Annotated in this window: 20 protein-coding genes; 4 read left to right on the top strand and 16 right to left on the bottom strand. The window is 41.4% G+C overall.

Features of this window, described 5'->3' with window-relative positions; translation table 11 throughout:
• Positions 1-17: 17 nt before the first annotated feature.
• The 7 genes from cofE to AC0L3Y_RS07205 all read right to left on the bottom strand — a co-directional run bounded on the left by cofE (position 18) and on the right by AC0L3Y_RS07205 (position 5,720).
• Positions 18-791 carry a coenzyme F420-0:L-glutamate ligase gene (gene cofE, locus AC0L3Y_RS07235; protein ID WP_473470143.1) on the bottom strand — a complete coding sequence of 258 codons (774 nt, stop codon included), beginning with the start codon at positions 789-791 and terminating at the stop codon, positions 18-20.
• Positions 784-1,440: a 2-phospho-L-lactate guanylyltransferase gene (gene cofC / locus AC0L3Y_RS07230; protein ID WP_473470598.1), complete on the bottom strand. Its 657-nt coding sequence runs from the start codon at positions 1,438-1,440 to the stop codon at positions 784-786. The genes cofE and cofC overlap by 8 nt, the downstream gene beginning before the upstream one ends.
• 11 nt (positions 1,441-1,451) lie before the next feature.
• The gene (cofD, locus tag AC0L3Y_RS07225; RefSeq protein WP_473470142.1) at positions 1,452-2,438 is read right to left on the bottom strand and encodes a 2-phospho-L-lactate transferase; all 987 of its coding nucleotides are present in this window, start codon (positions 2,436-2,438) and stop codon (positions 1,452-1,454) included.
• Positions 2,438-3,652 (bottom strand): 5-amino-6-(D-ribitylamino)uracil--L-tyrosine 4-hydroxyphenyl transferase CofH, encoded by a 1,215-nt coding sequence (cofH, locus tag AC0L3Y_RS07220; RefSeq protein WP_473470140.1) that lies wholly within the window; start codon positions 3,650-3,652, stop codon positions 2,438-2,440. Before cofH ends, cofD begins: the two co-directional genes overlap by 1 nt.
• Positions 3,649-3,933 (bottom strand): hypothetical protein, encoded by a 285-nt coding sequence (locus AC0L3Y_RS07215; protein ID WP_473470139.1) that lies wholly within the window; start codon positions 3,931-3,933, stop codon positions 3,649-3,651. The genes cofH and AC0L3Y_RS07215 overlap by 4 nt, the downstream gene beginning before the upstream one ends.
• The gene (gene cofG / locus AC0L3Y_RS07210) at positions 3,881-4,813 is read right to left on the bottom strand and encodes a 7,8-didemethyl-8-hydroxy-5-deazariboflavin synthase CofG (protein ID WP_473470138.1); all 933 of its coding nucleotides are present in this window, start codon (positions 4,811-4,813) and stop codon (positions 3,881-3,883) included. Before cofG ends, AC0L3Y_RS07215 begins: the two co-directional genes overlap by 53 nt.
• A gap of 256 nt (positions 4,814-5,069) precedes the next feature.
• Complete coding sequence (locus tag AC0L3Y_RS07205; RefSeq protein WP_473470137.1) at positions 5,070-5,720, bottom strand: TetR family transcriptional regulator C-terminal domain-containing protein; 651 nt, start codon at positions 5,718-5,720, stop codon at positions 5,070-5,072.
• Positions 5,721-6,119: 399 nt separating this feature from the next.
• Between AC0L3Y_RS07205 and AC0L3Y_RS07200 the strand changes: the two genes are divergently transcribed.
• From AC0L3Y_RS07200 to hydA, 3 genes are all read left to right on the top strand, one after another.
• A complete protein-coding gene (locus AC0L3Y_RS07200) occupies positions 6,120-7,361 on the top strand; it encodes an allantoate amidohydrolase (protein WP_473470136.1) in 1,242 nt (413 codons plus the stop codon).
• Between the two features lie 54 nt (positions 7,362-7,415).
• Positions 7,416-8,900 (top strand): NCS1 family nucleobase:cation symporter-1, encoded by a 1,485-nt coding sequence (locus tag AC0L3Y_RS07195; protein ID WP_473470135.1) that lies wholly within the window; start codon positions 7,416-7,418, stop codon positions 8,898-8,900.
• Between the two features lie 97 nt (positions 8,901-8,997).
• Positions 8,998-10,437, top strand: a complete 1,440-nt coding sequence (hydA, locus tag AC0L3Y_RS07190; protein ID WP_473470134.1) for a dihydropyrimidinase — start codon at positions 8,998-9,000, stop codon at positions 10,435-10,437.
• Positions 10,438-10,499: 62 nt separating this feature from the next.
• On the opposite strand, the gene AC0L3Y_RS07185 is transcribed toward hydA, so the two are convergent.
• The 3 genes from AC0L3Y_RS07185 to AC0L3Y_RS07175 form a co-directional block, all read right to left on the bottom strand.
• Entirely contained in the window at positions 10,500-10,982 is a 483-nt protein-coding gene (locus AC0L3Y_RS07185; RefSeq protein ID WP_473470133.1) for a phosphatidylglycerophosphatase A family protein, read from the bottom strand.
• Positions 10,983-11,041: 59 nt separating this feature from the next.
• On the bottom strand, positions 11,042-11,995 hold the full coding sequence (gene thiL, locus AC0L3Y_RS07180; RefSeq protein WP_473470132.1) for a thiamine-phosphate kinase: 954 nt from the start codon (positions 11,993-11,995) through the stop codon (positions 11,042-11,044).
• 71 nt (positions 11,996-12,066) lie between these two features.
• Complete coding sequence (locus tag AC0L3Y_RS07175) at positions 12,067-12,942, bottom strand: LysR family transcriptional regulator (protein ID WP_473470131.1); 876 nt, start codon at positions 12,940-12,942, stop codon at positions 12,067-12,069.
• Positions 12,943-13,033: 91 nt separating this feature from the next.
• Here AC0L3Y_RS07175 and AC0L3Y_RS07170 point away from each other — a divergent pair, with 91 nt between their 5' ends.
• Entirely contained in the window at positions 13,034-13,453 is a 420-nt protein-coding gene (locus tag AC0L3Y_RS07170) for a PACE efflux transporter (protein ID WP_473470130.1), read from the top strand.
• A 100-nt stretch (positions 13,454-13,553) separates the two neighbouring features.
• Here AC0L3Y_RS07170 and AC0L3Y_RS07165 read toward each other — a convergent pair whose 3' ends face one another.
• The 6 genes from AC0L3Y_RS07165 to nrdR form a co-directional block, all read right to left on the bottom strand.
• On the bottom strand, positions 13,554-15,824 hold the full coding sequence (locus AC0L3Y_RS07165) for a polysaccharide lyase family 7 protein (RefSeq protein ID WP_473470129.1): 2,271 nt from the start codon (positions 15,822-15,824) through the stop codon (positions 13,554-13,556).
• 527 nt (positions 15,825-16,351) lie between these two features.
• Positions 16,352-16,651 (bottom strand): DUF6172 family protein, encoded by a 300-nt coding sequence (locus tag AC0L3Y_RS07160; RefSeq protein ID WP_473470128.1) that lies wholly within the window; start codon positions 16,649-16,651, stop codon positions 16,352-16,354.
• Between the two features lie 92 nt (positions 16,652-16,743).
• Positions 16,744-17,853 carry a YHYH protein gene (locus AC0L3Y_RS07155; RefSeq protein WP_473470127.1) on the bottom strand — a complete coding sequence of 370 codons (1,110 nt, stop codon included), beginning with the start codon at positions 17,851-17,853 and terminating at the stop codon, positions 16,744-16,746.
• Positions 17,854-18,152: 299 nt separating this feature from the next.
• Positions 18,153-18,659 (bottom strand): transcription antitermination factor NusB, encoded by a 507-nt coding sequence (gene nusB, locus AC0L3Y_RS07150; RefSeq protein ID WP_473470126.1) that lies wholly within the window; start codon positions 18,657-18,659, stop codon positions 18,153-18,155.
• A gap of 298 nt (positions 18,660-18,957) precedes the next feature.
• Positions 18,958-20,010, bottom strand: coding sequence for a bifunctional diaminohydroxyphosphoribosylaminopyrimidine deaminase/5-amino-6-(5-phosphoribosylamino)uracil reductase RibD (ribD, locus tag AC0L3Y_RS07145; RefSeq protein WP_473470125.1), 1,053 nt, complete (start codon positions 20,008-20,010; stop codon positions 18,958-18,960).
• A 94-nt stretch (positions 20,011-20,104) separates the two neighbouring features.
• The gene (nrdR, locus tag AC0L3Y_RS07140) at positions 20,105-20,590 is read right to left on the bottom strand and encodes a transcriptional regulator NrdR (RefSeq protein ID WP_473470597.1); all 486 of its coding nucleotides are present in this window, start codon (positions 20,588-20,590) and stop codon (positions 20,105-20,107) included.
• Positions 20,591-20,716: the final 126 nt, after the last annotated feature.

The raw sequence follows: 20,716 nt of genomic DNA, 5'->3' as shown, positions 1-20,716 counted from the left end.
CAATTTTTAATAAACTACTAGCGAAAGAGATCTTCATTATGAGCACGCATAAGATCTTTACTTGAGCTATCGGTTTTTGGCCAATCTAAACCACGGAAAATAATCACGGGAGATTTGGCACTTTTCTCCATCAGCAAACCTGACGCCGCAGCAAGTTCATCACCAAAAGCAGGTGCAGTCACACTTAAAGGTCTTCCGAATGCGTCTTCCTCTCCTAGCATGTGCATCACACCAGGCACATTCGCTAAGCCAATCGCTACATTGGTTTGCCCTAATCGCCAAGGACGACCAAAGGTGTCACTGATCACCACCCCCAAATCACAACCGAAATGGCTTTCTAGTTTTTGACAAAGCTCTCTAGCACTTTTATCTGGATCTTCAGGTAATAAAATCAGCTGCCCCGGATGATCTGCATTGGATTCATCCACTGCGGCATTAGCACAGATATAGCCCTTTTTATGCTCGGCGATTAGTACACCTTCCTCTTGATCTGGACGTTTCATGGCGCGAACAATACGACTGGATTGAGAGAGAATAACTTCCACTTTTCGCGGGTCTTTATTGACCGTTTTCGCCAATTCAATCGCTTCTTCACTGGGCGTTACATCGTCCAAATAGACGCAAGCACCTTCGCTTTTCGACACGACTTTATGAGCAATCACTAAAATATCGCCAGTAACCAAGGTTTGGTTCTGTGTGTTTAACGTATCAATAATGCTTTGCGCTAAATCGTCGCCCGCTTGAAAATCAGGCAAACCCATTAGACGGAACATACTCATAGAATCAGGCATAACGACGCTCCTTAACGGGTGATATAAAACACTCTCGCCATGCTTTAAAACGCTCTGGCTGTTGCACTACCGCAACTTGAAGGTCTTCGCTGTGATCAATATCCAAGGCAAGATTCGTAAAATGCAGACTACAACACACCAACTGATTACTCACCGCATTGGCTTTATGTGCCGATGCAGAAGCATGACCGTATTCAAAATCGATGGCATTCGGTGGTGACGTTAATAAGGCATTGGTACCTCCGTCCTTTGCGACAGCAATAACCACTTGTGCATCTTGCGCGGCTTCCATTAACGCGACAATTTCTTGCGGGTCTAATACCGCAATGTCACCTGGAATAATCAGTTGGCTGTCATACCCCGATTTTTTTACCCAATCACAAGCAAAGCTCAATGCGCCATTTAGGCCGTTAGCGCCGTCATCAAATAAGGTATTGGCTTCGTACGATTGTGCCAAAGTCAGTACTTCTAAAGACTCACTTACCACCAACACATCTAACATAGGAAAATGCCTTTGGAAGAAATCCAAGGTATTATGAAAAAGGTTTAAAGATAAACTCTCACGCGCTTCATTCGTCATGCTATTCGCGAGCCTTTGCTTAGATCGCCGGGGCGATTTCATTGGAATCACTACGCACAATTTATCCATGTGAAGGTGTGTCATTGGCTTATCCTCCCAGTACTCTGTTTTACGAGACGTTGAGTTAAAGCAAAGTGAACCACTTTGGATAACAGGTCAGATTTTTCTTCGGTAGTTTTCATCAAGGTGGGCGTGACCAAAACATCCAACCCCTGCTTTTCTAACCAAATCGTGTCTTCATGGTCTACATCATCAATAACTAAGGCGTTCAAGAAAGGTTCGTAACATTGATAAACGCCTTTCGAATCTATACTTTTACCTACACTTTCAAGCATTTTATCTGCTGGACCTTTCACGGTTTTACCTCCTATTAAAGGCGAAACTGCGATGATGTAAGCGTTACTTTTTTCAAGCGCTTGTTGGATTTCTGGAACCGCTAAAATTGCACCGATACTAACGATAGGATTACTCGGAGCTATGATAATCACGTCACTAATGGCAATTTGCTCTAGGGAAGCTTGTGTAGCAACAGCCGATTCTGCATCCTTGTATTCGATGTCTAGGACCTCTGGCTGACAATGTTCACGGACAAAATATTCTTGGAATGACAACCAACCTTTTGAAGTTTTTACTCGGGTTTGTACAACATCATCGGTCGGTAACAAGATCGGCATATCTACGCCATGACGTCTCGCCAAACAATGCGTAATTTGACTAGGACTGATCCCTTTGGTTTTTTGACTCGTACGATAAATATGCGTGGCCAAATCCAAATCCCCCAAGGTCATCCAAGTGTCTTGACCTAAAGCGCTCAACTCCTTCAATACTTGATGTGTTTCATTTTTGCGTCCCCAGCCTTGTTCACGATCAATTTGATCACCAAGGGAGTAAATTAAGGTATCAATATCAGGCGACACCCAAAGACCGTGGAATGAATCATCGTCAGCAATATTGCCAATAACCTTTGTCATACGGGCGTATTCGCTCGCGGCTAAACCTTCTGCCGCTTTTGCGCCACCAACACCACCGGCCAACAAAGTGATATTGATTTCTGTCGCTTCAGCCATTAAGCAACTCCCACAATGTCTATTCGGTTAGATTGAGGAACACTCACTCCATAATCTTTCACTGTGCCGTATTTGGTATTTCGCTGAATGGCATTTAATCCCGCCGCGTGAATATTGGCGACCATATCTTCTGGGAAAACCTCTTGTCCGTGGGTTGCACCTGCCGCTCGTGAAATGCTCTCGTTCATCAAGGTGCCGCCCAAATCATTAGCACCAGAACGCAACATGCGCGTTGCCACTTCCGGGCCCATTTTTACCCAAGAGGCTTGGATGTTATCAATGTGACCTTGCAACATAAGGCGAGCAATGGCGTGCATCTTGAAATGTTCGTCTTGCGTTGGGCCAGGGCGAACCTTGTCTGGATTGTCGTTAAATAAGCGGGTTTCATAATGAATAAAGCCCAACGGAACAAACTCAGTAAAACCGCCCGTTTCTTTTTGAATATCACGCAATAATTTAAGATGATTTGCCCAGTGAATTGGCTGATCCACATGACCGTACATAATGGTCGATGTCGTTGGTACTCCAACAGAGTGCGCCGCTTTAATAATGCGCACCCACTCTTCTGTGGTGAGTTTATTTTTCGTCAATTGTTTACGCACTTCTGTATCTAAAATCTCAGCGGCTGTTCCTGGCATAGACCCCAAACCAAGCGCTTTCAATTCAGTCAAAAATACTTCTGGCTCAAGTTTCGCTTTCTTACAGCCATACCAAATCTCAAACGGTGAGAAGGCATGGATGTGAATCGCTGGAACACGTTTTTTCACCGCAACAATCAGCTCGCGGTAATAATTCGCGTCAATATCTGGATGTAATCCACCTTGAATACACACTTCTGTCGCACCACGAGCCCAAGCTTCTTCAGCTCTGTCTGCCACTTGCTCTACATTCAAAAATTCAGCGTCTTCATCACCTTTTTCTTTGGCAAAATTACAGAAACGACACCCCATGTAACAAACATTAGTGAAGTTGATATTACGGGTAATAACAAAAGTGCCTGTATTACCAACACGCTTTTCACGTACTTTGTCAGCAGTGTCTAAAACGGCTTGTGCTTCTAGGCCTTGAGTCGCAAAAAGCACACAAGCGTCTTCTACATTCAACTCTTCACCCATCAGAGATTTTTCAAGAATGGCACGAACCGTCGGTGTAATTTGACCATTGAATAAAACGGGCGACACCGTTTTAACTGACGCGGCATTTGATAAATTCATGCTGTAATCCCTCTCTTTGTCTCGTCATTAAAATGACTTGGATATTGGTGACTAGAATGAGCAGCATGACCAACCAGTGACGCAGCTCGCTGTATTAAATTCGGTGTTAAATATTTGTTGTTTTGGTTTTGGAAACGAGAATAAATTGTTAGGCGTTCCCCCAATGAATAACCCAAGCCTTCACACGCATCTGATACGCTACTGATCTGCGGCCAAGCTCGTTCAGGATTAATAAAATCCTTGGTTAAGGGAGAAATCCCCCCAATCATTGATGCCAGCATTGATGTAGCTACCGTATTCGATTTCTAAATTAGGCGGTGCTTGAATACTGATTTCTTCAGGCAAGATTAATCGTGCTACGGCAATGGTACGTTTCATGTCATCTAGATTCGGCTCTTGATAGCCTTCCATTGCAGTTCCCTCCTTGGCACGAAAATTTTGGATGATGACTTCTTGAATATGTCCGTAAGCAAGATGACGATCTCGAATAGCCACTAAACTTCGCACTCTGTCTTCCCAGCTTTCGCCAATGCCAATCAATATACCTGTGGTGAATGCGATATCGAGTTTGCCTGCTTGCTCTATGGTATCTAGTCGACGTTTTGGAGTTTTGTCTGGGCAAGCATAATGAGCTTGGCCTTTTTTCAATAACTCATTGGAAACATTTTCAAGCATCATGCCCATGCTCGCAGCGACAGGCTTCAACTTTTTAAGTTCGTCAAAGGACAAGGCGCCAGCATTGACATGAGGTAATAATGTGGTGTGAGTTAATACGTTTTCGCATTGATCATGCAGATAATCTAAAGTGTTGTCGTAACCTAAAGCGGCTAATAAGTCGCGAGCTTTTTGGTGGCGTTCTTCTGGACGCTCACCCAAACTAAACAAGGCTTCTTTGCAATCCAATACTTGCCCTTCCCGGGCGGTTTTTAAAACCTGTTCAGGTGTCATGTAATTTGAGTGGACAGAATCCGGCGACTGCACGAAGGTGCAATAACCGCATGAGTCACGACACATATTAGTAAGAGGAATAAAAACTTTTTTAGAATAGGTTAACTTCCTTCCCCAGTAGCTGTTTCGCACATTGGACGCTTGTTGGCAGAGTGCATACAAGTCTGGCCCAGTAGCAAATTCATACGATATGGCTTCAGAAACAGAGATCATATTCACTCCAATATTTAATGAAAAAATAACTTTTTTACCATTTGGTATAAAAATTAATATCAAGTATTGGAGAAAGAGTAAATTGTTTTTTTCAGTGCAACGCATGCACTAAAAAAAACATCAAACATAATGTTCAGATAAGTTAATGGTTAACTAAATGGTTAAGATTATGAATAAAAAGAATTTTTCTGCTATTTATGATCTTTTAAAAGGAGGGTTAGATATAAAAAATATGACATAAAAATAATATTTTAAATTATCTTAAATATTTTTTAGCACCAAGAGCGCGCATAACAAAATCTGTCACTGCGACTTCTGCTCGTTGATAGTCATCGTCTTCTAAGCTTTTCTTACCTAATAAAACTTCCATTTGCACAGAAAAATCTGCATAAGTCTGTGTCGCAGCCCATATAGTAAAAAATAAATGCTCTGGATCAATTTCATTGATTAATCCCTTATTTATCCATGACTTAACAACTTCTACATCACGGTCAAACTGAGGTTTCAGATGACTAACAAGGTAGCCTTTTAGAACAGGGGCGCCACTAATAATCTCATGAGCAAAAACTTTTGAGCCATTGGGATGAAGACGAGAAATACGCATCTTTTCACGAACGTAACTACCTATGATTTCTTCAGGCGTGTCACCATTGAGTTCAATGAGAGAGAGTTTTTCGATCCAGATATCAAGGATTTCCTTCAATACTCTTTTATATAGTAAGTCTTTGTTTTTAAAATAATAAATTAAATTTTGTTTAGATATTTTTGATATTTCAGCTATGCGTTCCATTGAAGCACCGCTGAAACCTTTGGAAGCAAAAACAATTTCTGCTGAGCGCAAAATTCGCGACTCTAACACTTCTCTATTTACTGATTGCTTAGTGCGTCTAACTCTTTTCTCAGTCACTCTGAATTCCTACCCTATTAAATAATACCTTCATACAGATAACCCACTGTTTTTATTTAATTTTATGAGTTTAATTTGTCTTTAAAATATCACAAAACGCCCTCTATAACGAGCTAAATAAAAAGATAAAATAAAGTTGGCCTACTTATTGCTGACCATAAAGACAACTATATTTTTCAATTCAATCATGACTATTTTCTAGTTATTCCATAAGCATATTTTAATAATGGATTAATGATTGACTTTTTTTGATAAAAGGTTTTACCTTTTGGTAAATATTTATTTTATATATTATAAATATATGAGTTTTATAAATATTAAATCGATTTTTAATAAGAAATTATTTAAATAAATATATGAATTATTTCAAAGAGATATTAGTTATTTAGGAGATAAAAAATGCAAGATCTTCGTATCAATGAACAACGCCTTTGGGACACCTTAATGGAAATGGGAGAAATTGGCGGCACAGAAAAAGGTGGCTGTAATCGTCTTGCCGGTACTGATTTAGATAAACAAGCCCGTGATCTTTTCGTTTCATGGTGCAAAGCCTGCGGGTGTGAAGTTGAAGTCGATAAGATAGGTAACATATTTGCTCGTCGCCCAGGAAAATACAACGACCTTCCTGCTGTAGGTACTGGCAGCCATCTTGACACCCAACCAACTGGCGGTAAATTCGACGGCGTCTTTGGTGTACTTTCTGGCGTCGAAGTATTGCGTACGATTCACGAAAACAATATTGAAACACCAACCGCGATGGAATTTTCCGTCTGGACCAATGAAGAAGGTTCACGCTTTCAGCCTGCCATGCAAGGCTCAGGAACTTACGTTGGTCGCTTCGATTTAGAAACTGAATTAAACAAAACTGATGTGAATGGTATCCGCCTAGGCGATGAACTCGAACGCATTGGCTATTTAGGCGATATGGAATTAGGCAGCCGTAACATGGGCGCTTTCTTTGAAGCTCACATAGAACAAGGCCCTATTTTAGAAGATGAAGAAAAATCCATCGGTATAGTAAGGCTGGGTCAAGGCATTCGTTGGTATAACGTAGAAGTTATCGGTCGCCCTTCTCACTCTGGCACCACGCCAATGCATTTACGTAAAGATGCCATGTTTGCCGCTTCTGCAATTGTCACTGAAATGAACGCCATCGCACTTCGTCATGAAAATGGCTTAGGCACTGTAGGCTTTATGCAAGTCTGGCCAAATTCTCGCAACACCATTCCTGGTAATGTGAAGTTCAGTGCAGATCTTCGTAATCCTCGCCCTGATGTCTTACTTACCATGCATGAAGAGCTAGTCGCTTTTTGTGAAAAGATCGCTAAAGAGCACGATTTAGAAGTAAACCTTGATCCTTTTTGGTATTTCGCTCCAGTGGAGTTCAATGCTTCTGATGATGTGAAAGCCGCAACTGAAAAGCTTGGTTATAGCCATATGGATATCTACGCAGGAGCAGGACACGATGCTTGTTACATGGCGGATTTAGTCCCAACAGGCATGATTTTCACACCTTGCTTGAAAGGTATCAGTCATAACGAAGCAGAATACAGCTCACCAGAAGAATGTGCAGCAGGTGCCAATGTACTGCTACACACAATGTTAGAAGCTAGTAAACGTATCGCAAAAGAACACAGTTAAGAACATATTTGAGAGAAAATTCAGTGAATCAAAAATAGAAAAAAGGGGAACAATATGAGTAGTAAGTCCGTTCAACAAGGTGAATTTTATGAGTTAAAGGTCGATAGCGACCTCCAACAGAGTCCAGCCTATAATGATGATTTGGCGCCAACAAAAGTAAAAGATCGTACTTGGAATAAATGGAACATAGCAGCACTGTGGGTTGGTATGTCTATTTGTGTACCTACTTATACATTAGGTGGTGTTTTAACGGCTTACTTTGGTCTTTCTGTGATGGAAGCCCTATTTACCATTTTAATCGCTAACGTGATTTTGTTGGTTCCATTAACCTTAAATGCTTATCCAGGTACTAAGTTTGGTATTCCCTTTCCAGTTTTATTACGTTCCTCCTTCGGTATTGTAGGCTCCAATATTCCCTGTTTGATTCGTGGTTTTGTTGCCTGTGGTTGGTTTGGCATTCAAACTATGTTTGGCGGTCTCGCAATTCACTTGTTTCTATCAGCAATTTCCTCTGGCTGGGCGAGTTTAGGTGGCGTTGGTGAAGTTATTGGCTTCTTCCTGTTTTGGGCACTTCAAATGGTTGTCGTAATTCGCGGCGCTGAGTCTATTAAATGGTTAGAAACATTATCTGCTCCTCTATTATTAATCGTTAGTATTGGTTTGATGGTTTGGGCTGGCGGTAAAGTATCTGTTACCGAAGTACTTGCCATTCCTGCAAACCGTCCTGAAGATGCTGGTTTTATGAGCTATTTCTTTGGCGGCCTAACAGCTATGGTCGGTTTCTGGGCAACCTTGTCTTTGAATATTCCAGACTTCAGCCGTTATGCAAGATCTCAGAAAGACCAAGTTATTGGTCAAATTATTGGCTTGCCAATCACCATGTTCTTCTTCGCGGCTTTGGGCGTCATGCTTACTGCTGCTTCAACCACATTGGTTGGCGAAACTATTTCTGACCCTATTTCTTTGATCGGTAAAATTGATAGCCCAGTTTGGGTTGCTAGCGCTATGGTGTTGATCATTATTGCTACGATTTCAACAAACACAGCAGCAAATATTGTCTCTCCTACCAATGACTTCCAAAACATTGCACCTAAGTATATTAATCACACCCGTGGCGTTCTATTGACTGGTTTTGTCGGCATCCTATTAATGGGTTGGGAACTACTTAAAAAAATGGGCTGGTTGGATTCTGATGTCAGCGTTGAAAGCATGTACTCAAACTGGCTATTAGGCTACTCAAGCCTATTAGGCCCTATTGCCGGCATTATGATTGTGGATTACTTCCTTATCAAACGTCAGCATTTAGACTTGGTTGCTCTTTACACTCCAGGCAGTTTGTACCCAGCCTTCAACAGCGCAGGTTTAATCTCGTTCGCTGTTCCTGTAGCCATCACTTTAGCTGCATTAAATGTGTCTGCACTTAGCTGGTTCTATAGCTACGGCTGGTTCACTGGTGCTTTTACCGGGGCAATTGTGTATTTCATTCTAGCGAGTATGCAAGCGTCTTCAGCAGAACAATCTGATGCTTTACCATCTTAATCAATGGCTCCATCAGTGACGCTTTTTAGCGTCACTGATCTTTTTTATTAATACAGCACAGTTTTCTTATTTTTATTCATTAGCAGGACGAAATAATATGAGTTTATTAATTAAAGGTGGGACGGTCGTCACCCATGAAGAAACCTTCAAAGCAGACATTCTTTGTAAAGACAATAAAATCGTCGAAATAGGTAATATTACGAGTATTCCGAGCGATGTAGAGGTTATTGATGCGACAGGAAAATTTATCATGCCGGGTGGTATTGATCCTCACACTCACATGCAATTACCTTTTATGGGGACAGTCGCAAAAGATGACTTTGCCTCTGGTACTGTTGCTGCATTGGCTGGCGGTACAACAACGATTATCGATTTCGTGATTCCAAACCCTCAACAGTCTTTATTAGAAGCTTATGCTCAATGGCGAGAATGGGCAGAAAAAGCCCATTCGAATTACTCTTTTCACGTTGCGATTACTTGGTGGGAAGACAGTGTTGCTGAAGAAATGGAAACCTTGGTTAAAGATCATGGGGTAAATAGTTTTAAACATTTCATGGCATACAAAAATGCCATCATGGCGACCGATGATATTCTGGTTTCAAGCTTCACAAAATGTTTAGAGCTTGGCGCTGTGCCAACGGTTCACGCGGAAAATGGCGAGCTTGTTTATCATCTACAAAATAAACTTTTTGCCGAAGGTATGACCGGCCCAGAAGCACACCCTTTGTCACGCCCTTCCTCTGTGGAAGGCGAAGCAGCCAACCGTGCCATTAGTATCGCGAATACCTTAGGCGCGCCTATTTATCTTGTTCATGTATCAACTGAAGAAGCCGTCGATGCCATCCGCTATGCAAAAGACCATGGTCACACTGTTTTCGGTGAAGTATTAGCAGGTCATTTAACAGTAGATGAAAGCGTTTACCAAAACCCTGATTGGGCCACAGCTGCAGCGCATGTTATGAGCCCTCCTTTCAGACCAAAGCATCATCAGGATGCACTTTGGAAAGGTGTACAAGCTGGCACTTTACAAACTACCGCTACTGACCATTGTGCTTTTTGTGCTGAACAAAAAGCCATGGGTAAAGACAACTTCGCGATGATTCCAAATGGAACTGCAGGTGTAGAAGAACGCATGATGGTATTGTGGGAAAAAGGCGTGAACGAAGGCAAGATCACACCAAATGAATTTGTCGCACTAACCTCTACAAACACAGCAAAAATATTCAACATCTACCCAAACAAGGGCTGTGTTCGAGTTGGCGCAGATGCAGACTTGGTAATATGGAATCCAGCGGCAACGAAAACCTTGTCAGCTAAAACCCATAAATCCAACATTGAACACAGTATTTATGAAGGTATGGAAATTCACGGTGTTCCGGAAACCACCATTTGTAATGGTAAATTGGCTTGGCATGAGAACACACTACTAGCGAAATCAGGGGACGGAAAATACATCGACCGCCCTACTTATGCTCCTTTCTATGAGTCATTAAGAAAGCGTAAGGAATTGAATAAACCTGTTGCGGTTCAGCGCTAAAAAAGCGCTTGTGGTTAAAAGAGGTCAGATCCCTAAAACGATGAGATCTGACTTCTTTAAGATTAAAACACAAAATGCGCCAAGGCTTGCAGTACAACTAAGGACATAACACCAGCTACAATGTCATCAAACATTATACCAAAACCGCCATGAACGTGTTTATCTATCCATGAGATCGGCCAAGGCTTCAATATGTCGAATAAGCGAAACAAGACAAAACCCAGCACAATATACATCCAACCAGCAGGTGCGAGCCACATAGTAATCCAATAGCCAACAAACTCATCCCAAACGATTCCAGAATGATCATGCACACCTAGATCTTTCGATGTTTTCCCACAAAGGTAAATTCCCACCAGTGAGGTAACCACCAGCATGATTAGGTATTCAATATTGCTTAAATCTTGCAGCAACCATAAATAAAGAGGCACCGCCGCCAAGGTTCCAAATGTTCCCGGCGCTTTAGGTGCTGCGCCAGCCCCCAAACCGAAAGCCAGAAAATGTATCGGATTACGCCACACTGATGCTGGGGCAGAGTTTGCCATGAAATATCCTTTCTAATGTTTATTTAAATAGGTTTAATCAAAATAGAACTACGCTTTCGTTAGAAATGCTGCCATCCACTTATTTCACCATTGTACCCTTGAATACAAAAGCCTTTTTCAACAATCTCGCCAACCCTGACACAAGGTAAGCTCAATGTTTGAGTAATCAAAGCAATTTCTGCCGCCTGTTCCTTTGGTGCAGTAAAACACAACTCGTAATCATCACCACCAGTTAATGCCAATGTTACAGCCGATTCTGGCTGCCAATTCATTAACTCTGATGAGATTGGAAGAACGCTTACATCTAGGTTCGCGCCAACGCCAGATGCTTTCAATATATGCTGAATATCTTGAGCAAGACCGTCTGAAATATCCATCATGGCATGAACTACACGCTTTAATGCCATACCAACAATAAGTCTTGGTTTCGGTCGCCAATAACGATCATAGAAGTAGTCAAAGCGTTCACTCGACACTTGTAGTTCCCCCGTCACAATAGGCACCGCTGCCGCCGCATCCCCCAATAAACCAGTGACATAAATGTCGTCGCCTACTTTTGCCCCAGACCGTAGCACAGCTAATTCTTGTTCCACATAACCATGCACTTGTAGTGTAATCGTCAGTGGCCCTTTGGTGGTATCGCCACCAACCAAGGCCAAACCAATGGGCTCAGCAAGTTCCGCCATGCCTTGTGCGAGCCCGACTAACCATTGCGGGTCAGATTCAGGGATCGTCAAACCTAAGGTGAAAAATGCTGGTTTTGCGCCCATCGCAGCAAGATCACTCACGCACGTTGCCACTGCACGATAACCAACATCAACAGGATCGGCATCAAAAGGAAAATGTCGACCTTCCACTAAAGTGTCCATAGAAAACACCAAGCTCTGTCCCTGTGGTACATGCACCTGAGCACAATCATCACCAATACCCAATAATATATCACCGCGTTCTTGGGTGTTTGCCATGACAGAAGCTTGAAAGATGTTTTGTATTAACTCGAATTCTTTCAACACACTATCCTTTTATTCTGACGACAAAAAAGTATTTCGGCCTCTAGTATAAATAAAGCCACCTGAAATGAAATTTATAATGCGTGGCGTAATAAGTTTCTGAGCACTTTAAAAACCTCAAGATCACTGTGTCGCTGATGTTGGAGCATATCTACATTAGCCGACCATCCCATTTCTTCGAATTCAATGGGAAGCTTGATAAGTGTGCCTTTTTGTACTTCCTCAATCGCCACATGGTTTGGCAATAAGCACCAACCATATCCTTGTGCTGCCAGCTCAAGTAATACGAAATAATTATCGGCATACCAAACGTCTGGACTTATTTTTAATTGAAAGCTACTTGTTTGCGTATTACGAGAGCGAATAAGCAACTGCCTATGTAGGCGTAAACCATCAATATTCTTACAACCCAGTCCTGCTAAAGGGTGTGATTTAGCAATGTATAAATCAAACTTCACGGAACCAAGGCATTCATAGTCTAAATAACTTGGAATCTTCAACTCGCTAAATATGATACCGGTTAATGGCTTTTCGCCTTTTAACATATCGATTATGTCGAGACTGGATGCACTTAAAAACTCAAGAGATACATTCGGGTATTTATTTTGAAGCTCTGCAACAGCGTTGGTAATGACTTTAAGTGGAATTCCTTCATCAAGTGCAATGGTAATTTCTCTTGGTGTTTCATCATTTAATGCTAGCGCGGAATTTGTTAAACGCTGATGCTGATTAAGCAAGGCCATTGCTTGTGGCAATAACTTTTTACCCGCATCAGATAGTTGCGGATAACGACCAGCGCGCTCGAATAATACGGCGTTGCAGTCTATTTCTAAATTAATAATATGTTGGCTGACAACGGATTGCGCCTTATTTAAACGTCGGGCAGCCGCAGAAAATGAACCTGTTTCGACCGTTGCTACAAATGCTTGAAGTTGTTCGACACTAAACATATCGCTTTTCCAGATACTATCTAACTGTTTAATATCTTAATAATGGATAAAAATAAGCAATTAGTCACTATATACAGGCGTAAAATTGATAATGAAAACCGTTGAACGAATCTTTCAAGCCATTCTTTTTGAAGTCACTGTACTTGCTATCATTATTCCTTCGTCAGTCATCATTGGCGGATTTAATGCTGGAAAAATGACCATTGTGGCGGTCGCCATATCGTTATTTGCAATGCTTTGGAATTATATTTACAACCTAATCTTCGATAAGTTAATGGGCTTTAACCGTTTAGAAAGAGGTCTAGTTCTTCGTGTTTCTCATGCGGTTGGTTTTGAAATAGGAATGGTTATCATCACATTACCAGTAATGGCTTGGTATTTAGAGATCACCTTACTGGCCGCTGCCATTTTAGAGGCTGCTTTTTTAATATTTATACTTATATATACTCTTGTATTCAATTGGATATACGACCAATACCAGCCCTACCGAAAATGGTTCAATAAACACTAACTTAATCGGGCACAAAAAAGCCCTCGTTATGAACGCTAAATTTGCTCTAATAACGAGGGCTGTTCTTTTAAAGATATAACTCACAGTCTATTCGAAGATATTACTGCAGAACTTCGATTTTGACGTTACTGAAATCAATACCATTATCTGGCGTATCTTTCTTTTTAGAAGAACCAAATGTTTTACTGTTTACATGGAAAGCCAGCATACCAAAGTTGTTCACATCACTGCCTTCATCCATAACACTGAACTCTGTTAATAACTTATTACCTTGGCTCAATGAACCTGCTACCTCAACACCATTCGCAACTTTCTTAACAGAAATCGTTCCTGTGTAAGTTTGATTTGGTTTAAATTGATAAGCAACTCCACCACCACCAAGGTGTTGATAGCCCTTTGTAGTACCCAACAAACGACCTTGTGTGTCATCTTTGTGTTTACGAATATCAATATTCGCTGCAGAGGTATCCTTCAAACCTACATCAAAATCCAACATATAACCAGGCAGACCATCAAAGGCAGCAATAGGTTTTTTGGATGATGCAGATAAATCCCCCTCTAACTCTTCGCGACCTAACTTATCATATAGCCCAACACGCAAAGAAGAATCACGATTGCTGCCAATGGTAGCTGGTGTTGTGAAGGTAAATGAGGCTTTTAGAGTTTGACCAAGGCTTAGTTTTTGCGGCGTAAAGGAACTACGAAAGCCTCGACCTGAACCTCCTGAGACCAAACCTAAGGAACCTTTAGAAATTTCAAATGCACTACTGCCTGTTGTACTTAACCAATTTGCATCAAGATTATCTGAACCACCTTTGAAGTCTCCATCGGTAAAACTATCATCCACAACAACGCCTGCGATAGCAGGTGCAACCGAAGCTGATTCAGCTTTTTTCAAAGAGGTTGTTGCCATACCTTTCTCCAATACTGGAACGGGAGAATGAGAGTAATCCAACTTATAAAAGATGATCTTATCAAAGTCTGTTTCAGGCTCAGGGCTCGTATTATTTTGAGAATAAGCACCCGCTTTGAAGAACATAAAATCATCTTCGACATTAAATCCGCTATCACGCATATCAAACGGCTCAGCACTCACTTCCGTACCATCATCACGAATAATTTTTACGTAGAGCATAGGAATGATTTTGTTGCCTTCTGGCTTACCTTTCACCTCAATTTCGTAGCTGAAAACTTCATCTAAAGCGATACCGTCAGCGGGATTATCTGCTCTATCACTACGACTACCAATGATTTCTATCCACTTTTCTTTACCAGTTGCAGGCTCATGGGCAAAATAAATAGAACCGAATTTATTCTGTGGTAACTTGCGATAATAAAGACGAATTGGCTCATCATCTTTCGCATGTATTTGACCAATAATGACACGACCCACCTGATACGCTTTACCAAGCCTTGTAACTTGGTTAATGGACAATGTCGCTTTTAGGACACCATCGACGCCACCAGACAATGCTTGAGCAGATTTTGGTGCTGATGAAAATACCCAGTTATTTTTATTAGGAATACCACCGTCAATACGAGTTTCTATACTGTAGTCACCTTTACGTAACATGCCACGTAATTCGGTACGAGTGTATTTGGTATTTTTAGAGGTCTTCGCTCCGGCTGGAGTCGAACGAAATACCATGCCACCTGTTGCAGGGTCTGTGTAGAAGTAACGAGAATCCGTCCAACCAGCGGCTAGTTCGTTTTCAAATACGTTATCGGATTTACCATCACCATCGTCGTCGGCAGGTGTTGTGACATACCATCCCGTTAAATCAAAGTTTTTACCTGGTGGTAGGTCTGTATGTAAGCCGAAAAGGCCTTTGCCCTTACGCTCTGTCACCAATGGTACAGCTGGTTTTTCAACATGAACGCCACAACCATAAGCAGCAACTTCAACAATACTATTCCAGTCGTTACTTTCGTTTCCGTTAGCAACTAATTTAATAAACTGAGCTTGAAGATCTTTGAAATCATAGGTTTCCAACCCAACGCTTGTACCACTGGATTTCTTACGCGGCACAATCTCACTGAATTTTTTACCATCTTTTGAAGCTTCAAGAGAAAACTCTGACCAACGGCTATCGCCTTTGTGCCAAGCAATACCGAATGACTTAAGGGTTTGTACTGCACCTAAATCAAACAGAACAGTTTTTGGTTCACCTTGAGATTGGTTAGACCAACGGGAGTCAGCATCTAAATCGCCATCAATTAAATTATCAGGACCGTGAGTCTCTTCATATAAACCATCATCCTGCGCAGAAATGATGGTAAGCACATCGCTGGCATCACATGCAGTGTTCGCACTAACAGAGCCTGCACACAATAACAAAGCGACCGATGTGGTTGCAGCTAGATTTTTCATCCTAAATCCTCTTATTTTTATTTTTTGATGCTAATGTCTCCATAGAGACAATAGTATGATGAATATACTCGATAAAAATTAAAAAAATAAGTATCAGAATGAATATTTACTTAGTTTGAAAAATGACAAAATTTGAAATGAAATAGTGAAGAACAATTATAGATCTGTACTTTAAAACCAAATATATTTAAAATAAAACCTTATAAAACAAACAGTTAAATATAAAATTAGTTTTCCCTGGATACTTTTTCAACCTTGTTAAAAATAATAAAAATCTTTCAACATCGCTTATAAGTCATTCTTTAAAATAAAAAATAAGTTTCTCGACAGCCACATTAGTATTACTAATAATTCAGATAGATTCACGTTTAACAATAATTATTACTCATGAAAAGACAAAAAACACGAGCCTTCCCGCCTTTGAAAGGTAGAAAGATCTGAGGTGGCCATTTTTTATTTAATTAAGGGCAGCGATATGAATACATGCCGCCCTTATCTACAAAGAAAGGGGTGAGAAATGAAGCGCCTTAGCTTGTCGCGTCTGGACGCTTAATGCGAGTTTTTGGTGTTGCAACAACTTCAAGATAAAAGGATTTCCAATGTTGACTCTGAGCAGAGCTAATATTGGTATTAATATCTCCTTCGTGAATCACTCTAGCTTTATCTGCTGTTTGACCAAACTTGCAATCAAATCCCCAAAAATCAGTATTCTCAGGCAAGGCTTTTGCGCGTTCTTGCTTGATGTATTTTTTCACTTCATTTTTCGCTTCTTCTATGATGCGCTGATAGGGCTTTTTTGGGTGAGATAAAACAAAGTTCTTTTTCATTATAATCCTAAAATTGTTCGGCAAGCTTACATAGCAACCTTAATATCACGCATAATAACTGGTTCCCTGTAAAGCAGCCAACGATATTGCCATTATCTAGCTCGTTGCTGCGTAAAATCTGTTGATGGCGTGCCTTTGTAACAACGAGGAATAACAGGGAAGGTGTCTGTTAAAAAGTACGCATAAGTACCATTAGGAAACTCTGGAGTGATGGTGCTTTGCCCATTACATTCATCCAAACTTCCAGCGCCTTCTACATATTCGTAATCAGCAACGAAAGTGCCGTCGTAATGTCCACCAGGATTACTGCCACCCTCTGGTCTATGGCCACCTTTCAACCGGTAACTAGAAGTCTGTTCGACAATATCAGAATGTTTGTCTTCAGGATCTTTATAACCATAAAGTGCATAGATAGGAAAACCATCCGCAGCCCAGCCAATTAAAGGAGAATGTTCTTCGCTTGAAAGATGAAGACGTGACACTAATAAGGTAGGTAACGCATGATAATGGTAAGCACCTGTAGGTTGGACATGAGCATGATTTTCGTCCAGACCTAATTCCACAGCACCAGACATAGCTTCGTATTGCCAACCGCTGTTTCGATCACCCAAATACCATTCTGCCGCAATAGGATCAAACGGTACGCCGTTCAACCCCAAACCAAAATCATGTAAACCTAAAGGTGTAATTTCTTTTGCAACCTTTGGGTTAGCTGGAATATTAAACGTATAGCTTTGCTCTTTGATCTCGTTCGGATTACCAGAATTTGGGAACTGCCCTGTTAGGTGTTCAGAAACACCATTGGCAACAAGGATGCGTACATCACCTTCGACACGAACACTAATTTCATTATCCGTAATCGGTTCTACATTCGCTTCCAACATTTCAATCTTTCCATCTGATTGAATCGCAGTATGTTTTCTTGGCGCGCGTCTTTGCACTTGCCCACTAGCATTAGATGAACCAGCGTCAGAGAGTTGATTGCCAGACAGTCCATTCGCAGCGCCTCTTTCTGGTACACAAACCAGTTGTTTTTGAGAAGGTGGCTGACGGCAAATACCTTCGACTGTATTTCTTGGCGAACTAAAACTGCAGCTGTTTCCAGCAACCTGACTTTCACAAGCATCAATAGCCACTTGTGGTGCTTTGGCATAAGTGAAAAAAGAAACACCCATTACAATAAGGCTCATCAATATCTTCATCTGCTTTTTCCTATAAGAACGTTTTAAGCATTAATCAGACTTAAAATTAGCATCAGTAAGAAAGTTAGTAATTTCATTTTACGCAGATTTACATCACACATTTGAAAACATCTAAACGTCCTATAAATGACTCTTGATGAACGAGTTCTCTTAATAGTAAACAAATTCGGAGACGCTAGGGCTTTCATCATCTGTAAAAAAAGCCCCGTTATTAACAAGTAATAACGGGGCTCTTAACTATTTTTTATAAACGCTTTCGATGACGGTTGGCTGCCTTTAAGGAGCTAACCTTTTATCGACTACTTATTCGCTTCTCGACGTGCTGCAATTTCTTCACGACGAACACGTTGTGCAAGTTTGTCTAAAATACCGTTAACGTATTTATGGCTTTCCGTTGCACCAAAGCCTTTCGCTAATTCAACACTTTCGTTAATAGCAACGCGGTATGGTACGTCTAGGCGTTCTGACAATTCGAATGCGCCGATACGCATAACAGCCAATTCAATTGGATCAAGTTCGCTTAATGGGCGATCAAGTAATTCTTCAAACAATCCGTCTAGCTTTTTAGCACTGGCTGTTACACCTTGCAGAAGCTCACGGAAGTAAGGTTTATCACAAGAGTCCATGTCTTGGTCAATTACGAATTGGGTTTCAATTTCGCTAACAGCCGATTGGTTCATCTGCCATTGATAAACCGCTTGTAATGCCAAACGACGAGAAGCACTGCGCATTTGTGAACGCGAAGGCTTTTTGGCCTTCTTTTTCGGTGCTGGAGTTTGGTCGTTTGTTGTTTCCACTTCGCTCATTTTTTGCCTCAGTTATCCAGACTACATCGCCTTATGGGCTAACATTTTGTCTGTTTGGTAGTGCTTATGTTCGTCTGCTAGACAGTGCTTTCGATCATTATGATCCAAGGCACAAATATAGGTTTCATCTTGGGCGGCGATTATAGCAATTTTTATCCTACGTTTCTCGGCAAAGTTTTCTAAATATCACAAAGAAAACATCCTTTTTTACAATCCACAGCAAAGAAACGAGAAAAAGACTTAGAAAGCAATGACTCAGCGTTAACGAGAAGCCAGCACTTTTTTCAACATCACTACTTTAAAGCTCATCATCCAAATAGGTTGGCAAATATACCAAACGCAAATCCTGACCAATCTTACGAACTGATTTAAGCTCTAACTCAACCGCTTCATCCATCGCTTCTAAAGGCAATTGGAACAAGGGACGCGCACTTGAACCTAACAACTTAGGAGCCATGTAAACAACAATTTCATCCACTAAACCGGCTTGTAAAAAACCACCTGCTAATTCCGAGCCTGTTTCGAGCAAAACCTCATTAATACCCGCGTCAGCAAGCTGCTCCATAGCATCTAACAAATCCAAACGGCCATCATCACCACGAGAACAAAAACGCACAGTAACGCCTTTCTTTTTTAGTACTTCAAGATGTTCATCTTCAATTTCTTCTTCGATAGAAAATACACAAGCTTGTGAAGTGGGATAAAGAATCTTAGCTTCAGGCACAATCGATAATGCCGTATCCATAACAACACGCAAAGGCTGGCGCACAGTTTTCGGATCAGCTTCTTGATCATTACTATCAATACGCACCGTCAAACTTGGATTATCTGTTAGAACGGAGCCAATACCCGTCACAATCGCATCACTTTGTGCACGTAAACGCTGCACATCAAGACGCGCTTCGGCTCCAGTAATCCATTGGCTTTCGCCAGATTCCATTGCTGTTCGACCATCAATACTCATTGCCAGTTTCACACGTATGTAAGGTAAACCTTCTCGCATACGCTTAATAAAACCTAGATTGATCTCTTCACATTCGGCTTCTTGAATTGGCCCTATCACTTCGATACCGGCTTTTTTCAATTTCGCCAAACCACGACCGGATACTTCTGGATTTGGGTCTTGCATACCGAATACGACACGCGCCACACCCGCTTTGATTAAAGCATCGGCACAGGGTGGTGTTTTACCTTGATGACTGCAAGGCTCTAAGGTGACATACGCCGTAGAGCCTTTTATTTGCTCCGCCCCATTATTTTGCGCATCAGCCAAAGCATTCACTTCAGCGTGAGCTTGCCCTGCTTGCAAGTGAAAACCTTGTCCAATCAACTGACTATCTTTGACTAACACACAGCCGACACGAGGATTAGGGTGTGTTGTGTAAAGGCCTTTTTGGCCAGCTGAATGGCTTTCGCCATCCAGTATTCATGGTTATAAACTGTCATTAGTTATCTTCTTTAGGTGCTTGTGATTCCGTACTGTTACTTTCTAGACGATCGATCGCCTCACGAAATTCACTAATGTCTTTAAAGCTTCGATAAACCGAGGCAAATCGAACATAAGCCACTTGGTCAAGTCGCTGTAATTCGTCCATAACGGCTTCGCCAGTCCAACGAGAAGGTAATTCACGCTCACCAGTTGCCTGCATTTTCTCTTTGATTCTGGTGATGGCGGTTTCAACAGCTTCACTGCTCACTGGGCGTTTTTCTATGGCCTTGATAATGCCATTACGCAATTTGTCTTCATCAAAAGCTTCACGACTACCATCGCTTTTAATCAATTTTGGCATTTGTAATTCAGCCACTTCGAACGTGGTAAAACGCTCGTGGCAATGAATACAGGTACGACGACGGCGTACTTGTGCGGCTTCCGAAACTAACCGAGAGTCGACTACTTTAGTATCTAGAGTTCCACAAAAAGGGCATCGCATAGCGCTTCCAATATCACTAAATTGGTGTAAGAATGCCTCAATAAAGGCCATCATTTTCTGGCTCAAATCATACCAATCCCGCCACTATATAGCTACAAATGTACTTTTCTTGGAAACGTACGTTTT

It is taken from the genome of Marinomonas sp. GJ51-14 (genome assembly GCF_055808695.1).
The sequence above is the reverse complement of the archived record's forward strand: the minus strand, read 5'-3'. Positions and strand labels throughout refer to the sequence as shown.

Excerpts from the sequence above, each read along its gene's own strand:
- cofE (WP_473470143.1), bottom strand. The coding sequence starts at position 791 with ATGCCTGATTCTATGAGTATGTTCCGTCTAATGGGTTTGCCTGATTTT.
- cofC (WP_473470598.1), bottom strand. The coding sequence starts at position 1,440 with ATGGATAAATTGTGCGTAGTGATTCCAATGAAATCGCCCCGGCGATCT.
- cofD (WP_473470142.1), bottom strand. The coding sequence starts at position 2,438 with ATGGCTGAAGCGACAGAAATCAATATCACTTTGTTGGCCGGTGGTGTT.
- cofH (WP_473470140.1), bottom strand. The coding sequence starts at position 3,652 with ATGAATTTATCAAATGCCGCGTCAGTTAAAACGGTGTCGCCCGTTTTA.
- AC0L3Y_RS07215 (WP_473470139.1), bottom strand. The coding sequence starts at position 3,933 with ATGCTGGCATCAATGATTGGGGGGATTTCTCCCTTAACCAAGGATTTT.
- cofG (WP_473470138.1), bottom strand. The coding sequence starts at position 4,813 with ATGATCTCTGTTTCTGAAGCCATATCGTATGAATTTGCTACTGGGCCA.
- AC0L3Y_RS07200 (WP_473470136.1), top strand. The coding sequence starts at position 6,120 with ATGCAAGATCTTCGTATCAATGAACAACGCCTTTGGGACACCTTAATG.
- AC0L3Y_RS07195 (WP_473470135.1), top strand. The coding sequence starts at position 7,416 with ATGAGTAGTAAGTCCGTTCAACAAGGTGAATTTTATGAGTTAAAGGTC.
- hydA (WP_473470134.1), top strand. The coding sequence starts at position 8,998 with ATGAGTTTATTAATTAAAGGTGGGACGGTCGTCACCCATGAAGAAACC.
- AC0L3Y_RS07185 (WP_473470133.1), bottom strand. The coding sequence starts at position 10,982 with ATGGCAAACTCTGCCCCAGCATCAGTGTGGCGTAATCCGATACATTTT.
- AC0L3Y_RS07175 (WP_473470131.1), bottom strand. The coding sequence starts at position 12,942 with ATGTTTAGTGTCGAACAACTTCAAGCATTTGTAGCAACGGTCGAAACA.
- AC0L3Y_RS07170 (WP_473470130.1), top strand. The coding sequence starts at position 13,034 with ATGAAAACCGTTGAACGAATCTTTCAAGCCATTCTTTTTGAAGTCACT.
- AC0L3Y_RS07165 (WP_473470129.1), bottom strand. The coding sequence starts at position 15,824 with ATGAAAAATCTAGCTGCAACCACATCGGTCGCTTTGTTATTGTGTGCA.
- AC0L3Y_RS07160 (WP_473470128.1), bottom strand. The coding sequence starts at position 16,651 with ATGAAAAAGAACTTTGTTTTATCTCACCCAAAAAAGCCCTATCAGCGC.
- AC0L3Y_RS07155 (WP_473470127.1), bottom strand. The coding sequence starts at position 17,853 with ATGAAGATATTGATGAGCCTTATTGTAATGGGTGTTTCTTTTTTCACT.
- nusB (WP_473470126.1), bottom strand. The coding sequence starts at position 18,659 with ATGAGCGAAGTGGAAACAACAAACGACCAAACTCCAGCACCGAAAAAG.
- nrdR (WP_473470597.1), bottom strand. The coding sequence starts at position 20,590 with ATGCGATGCCCTTTTTGTGGAACTCTAGATACTAAAGTAGTCGACTCT.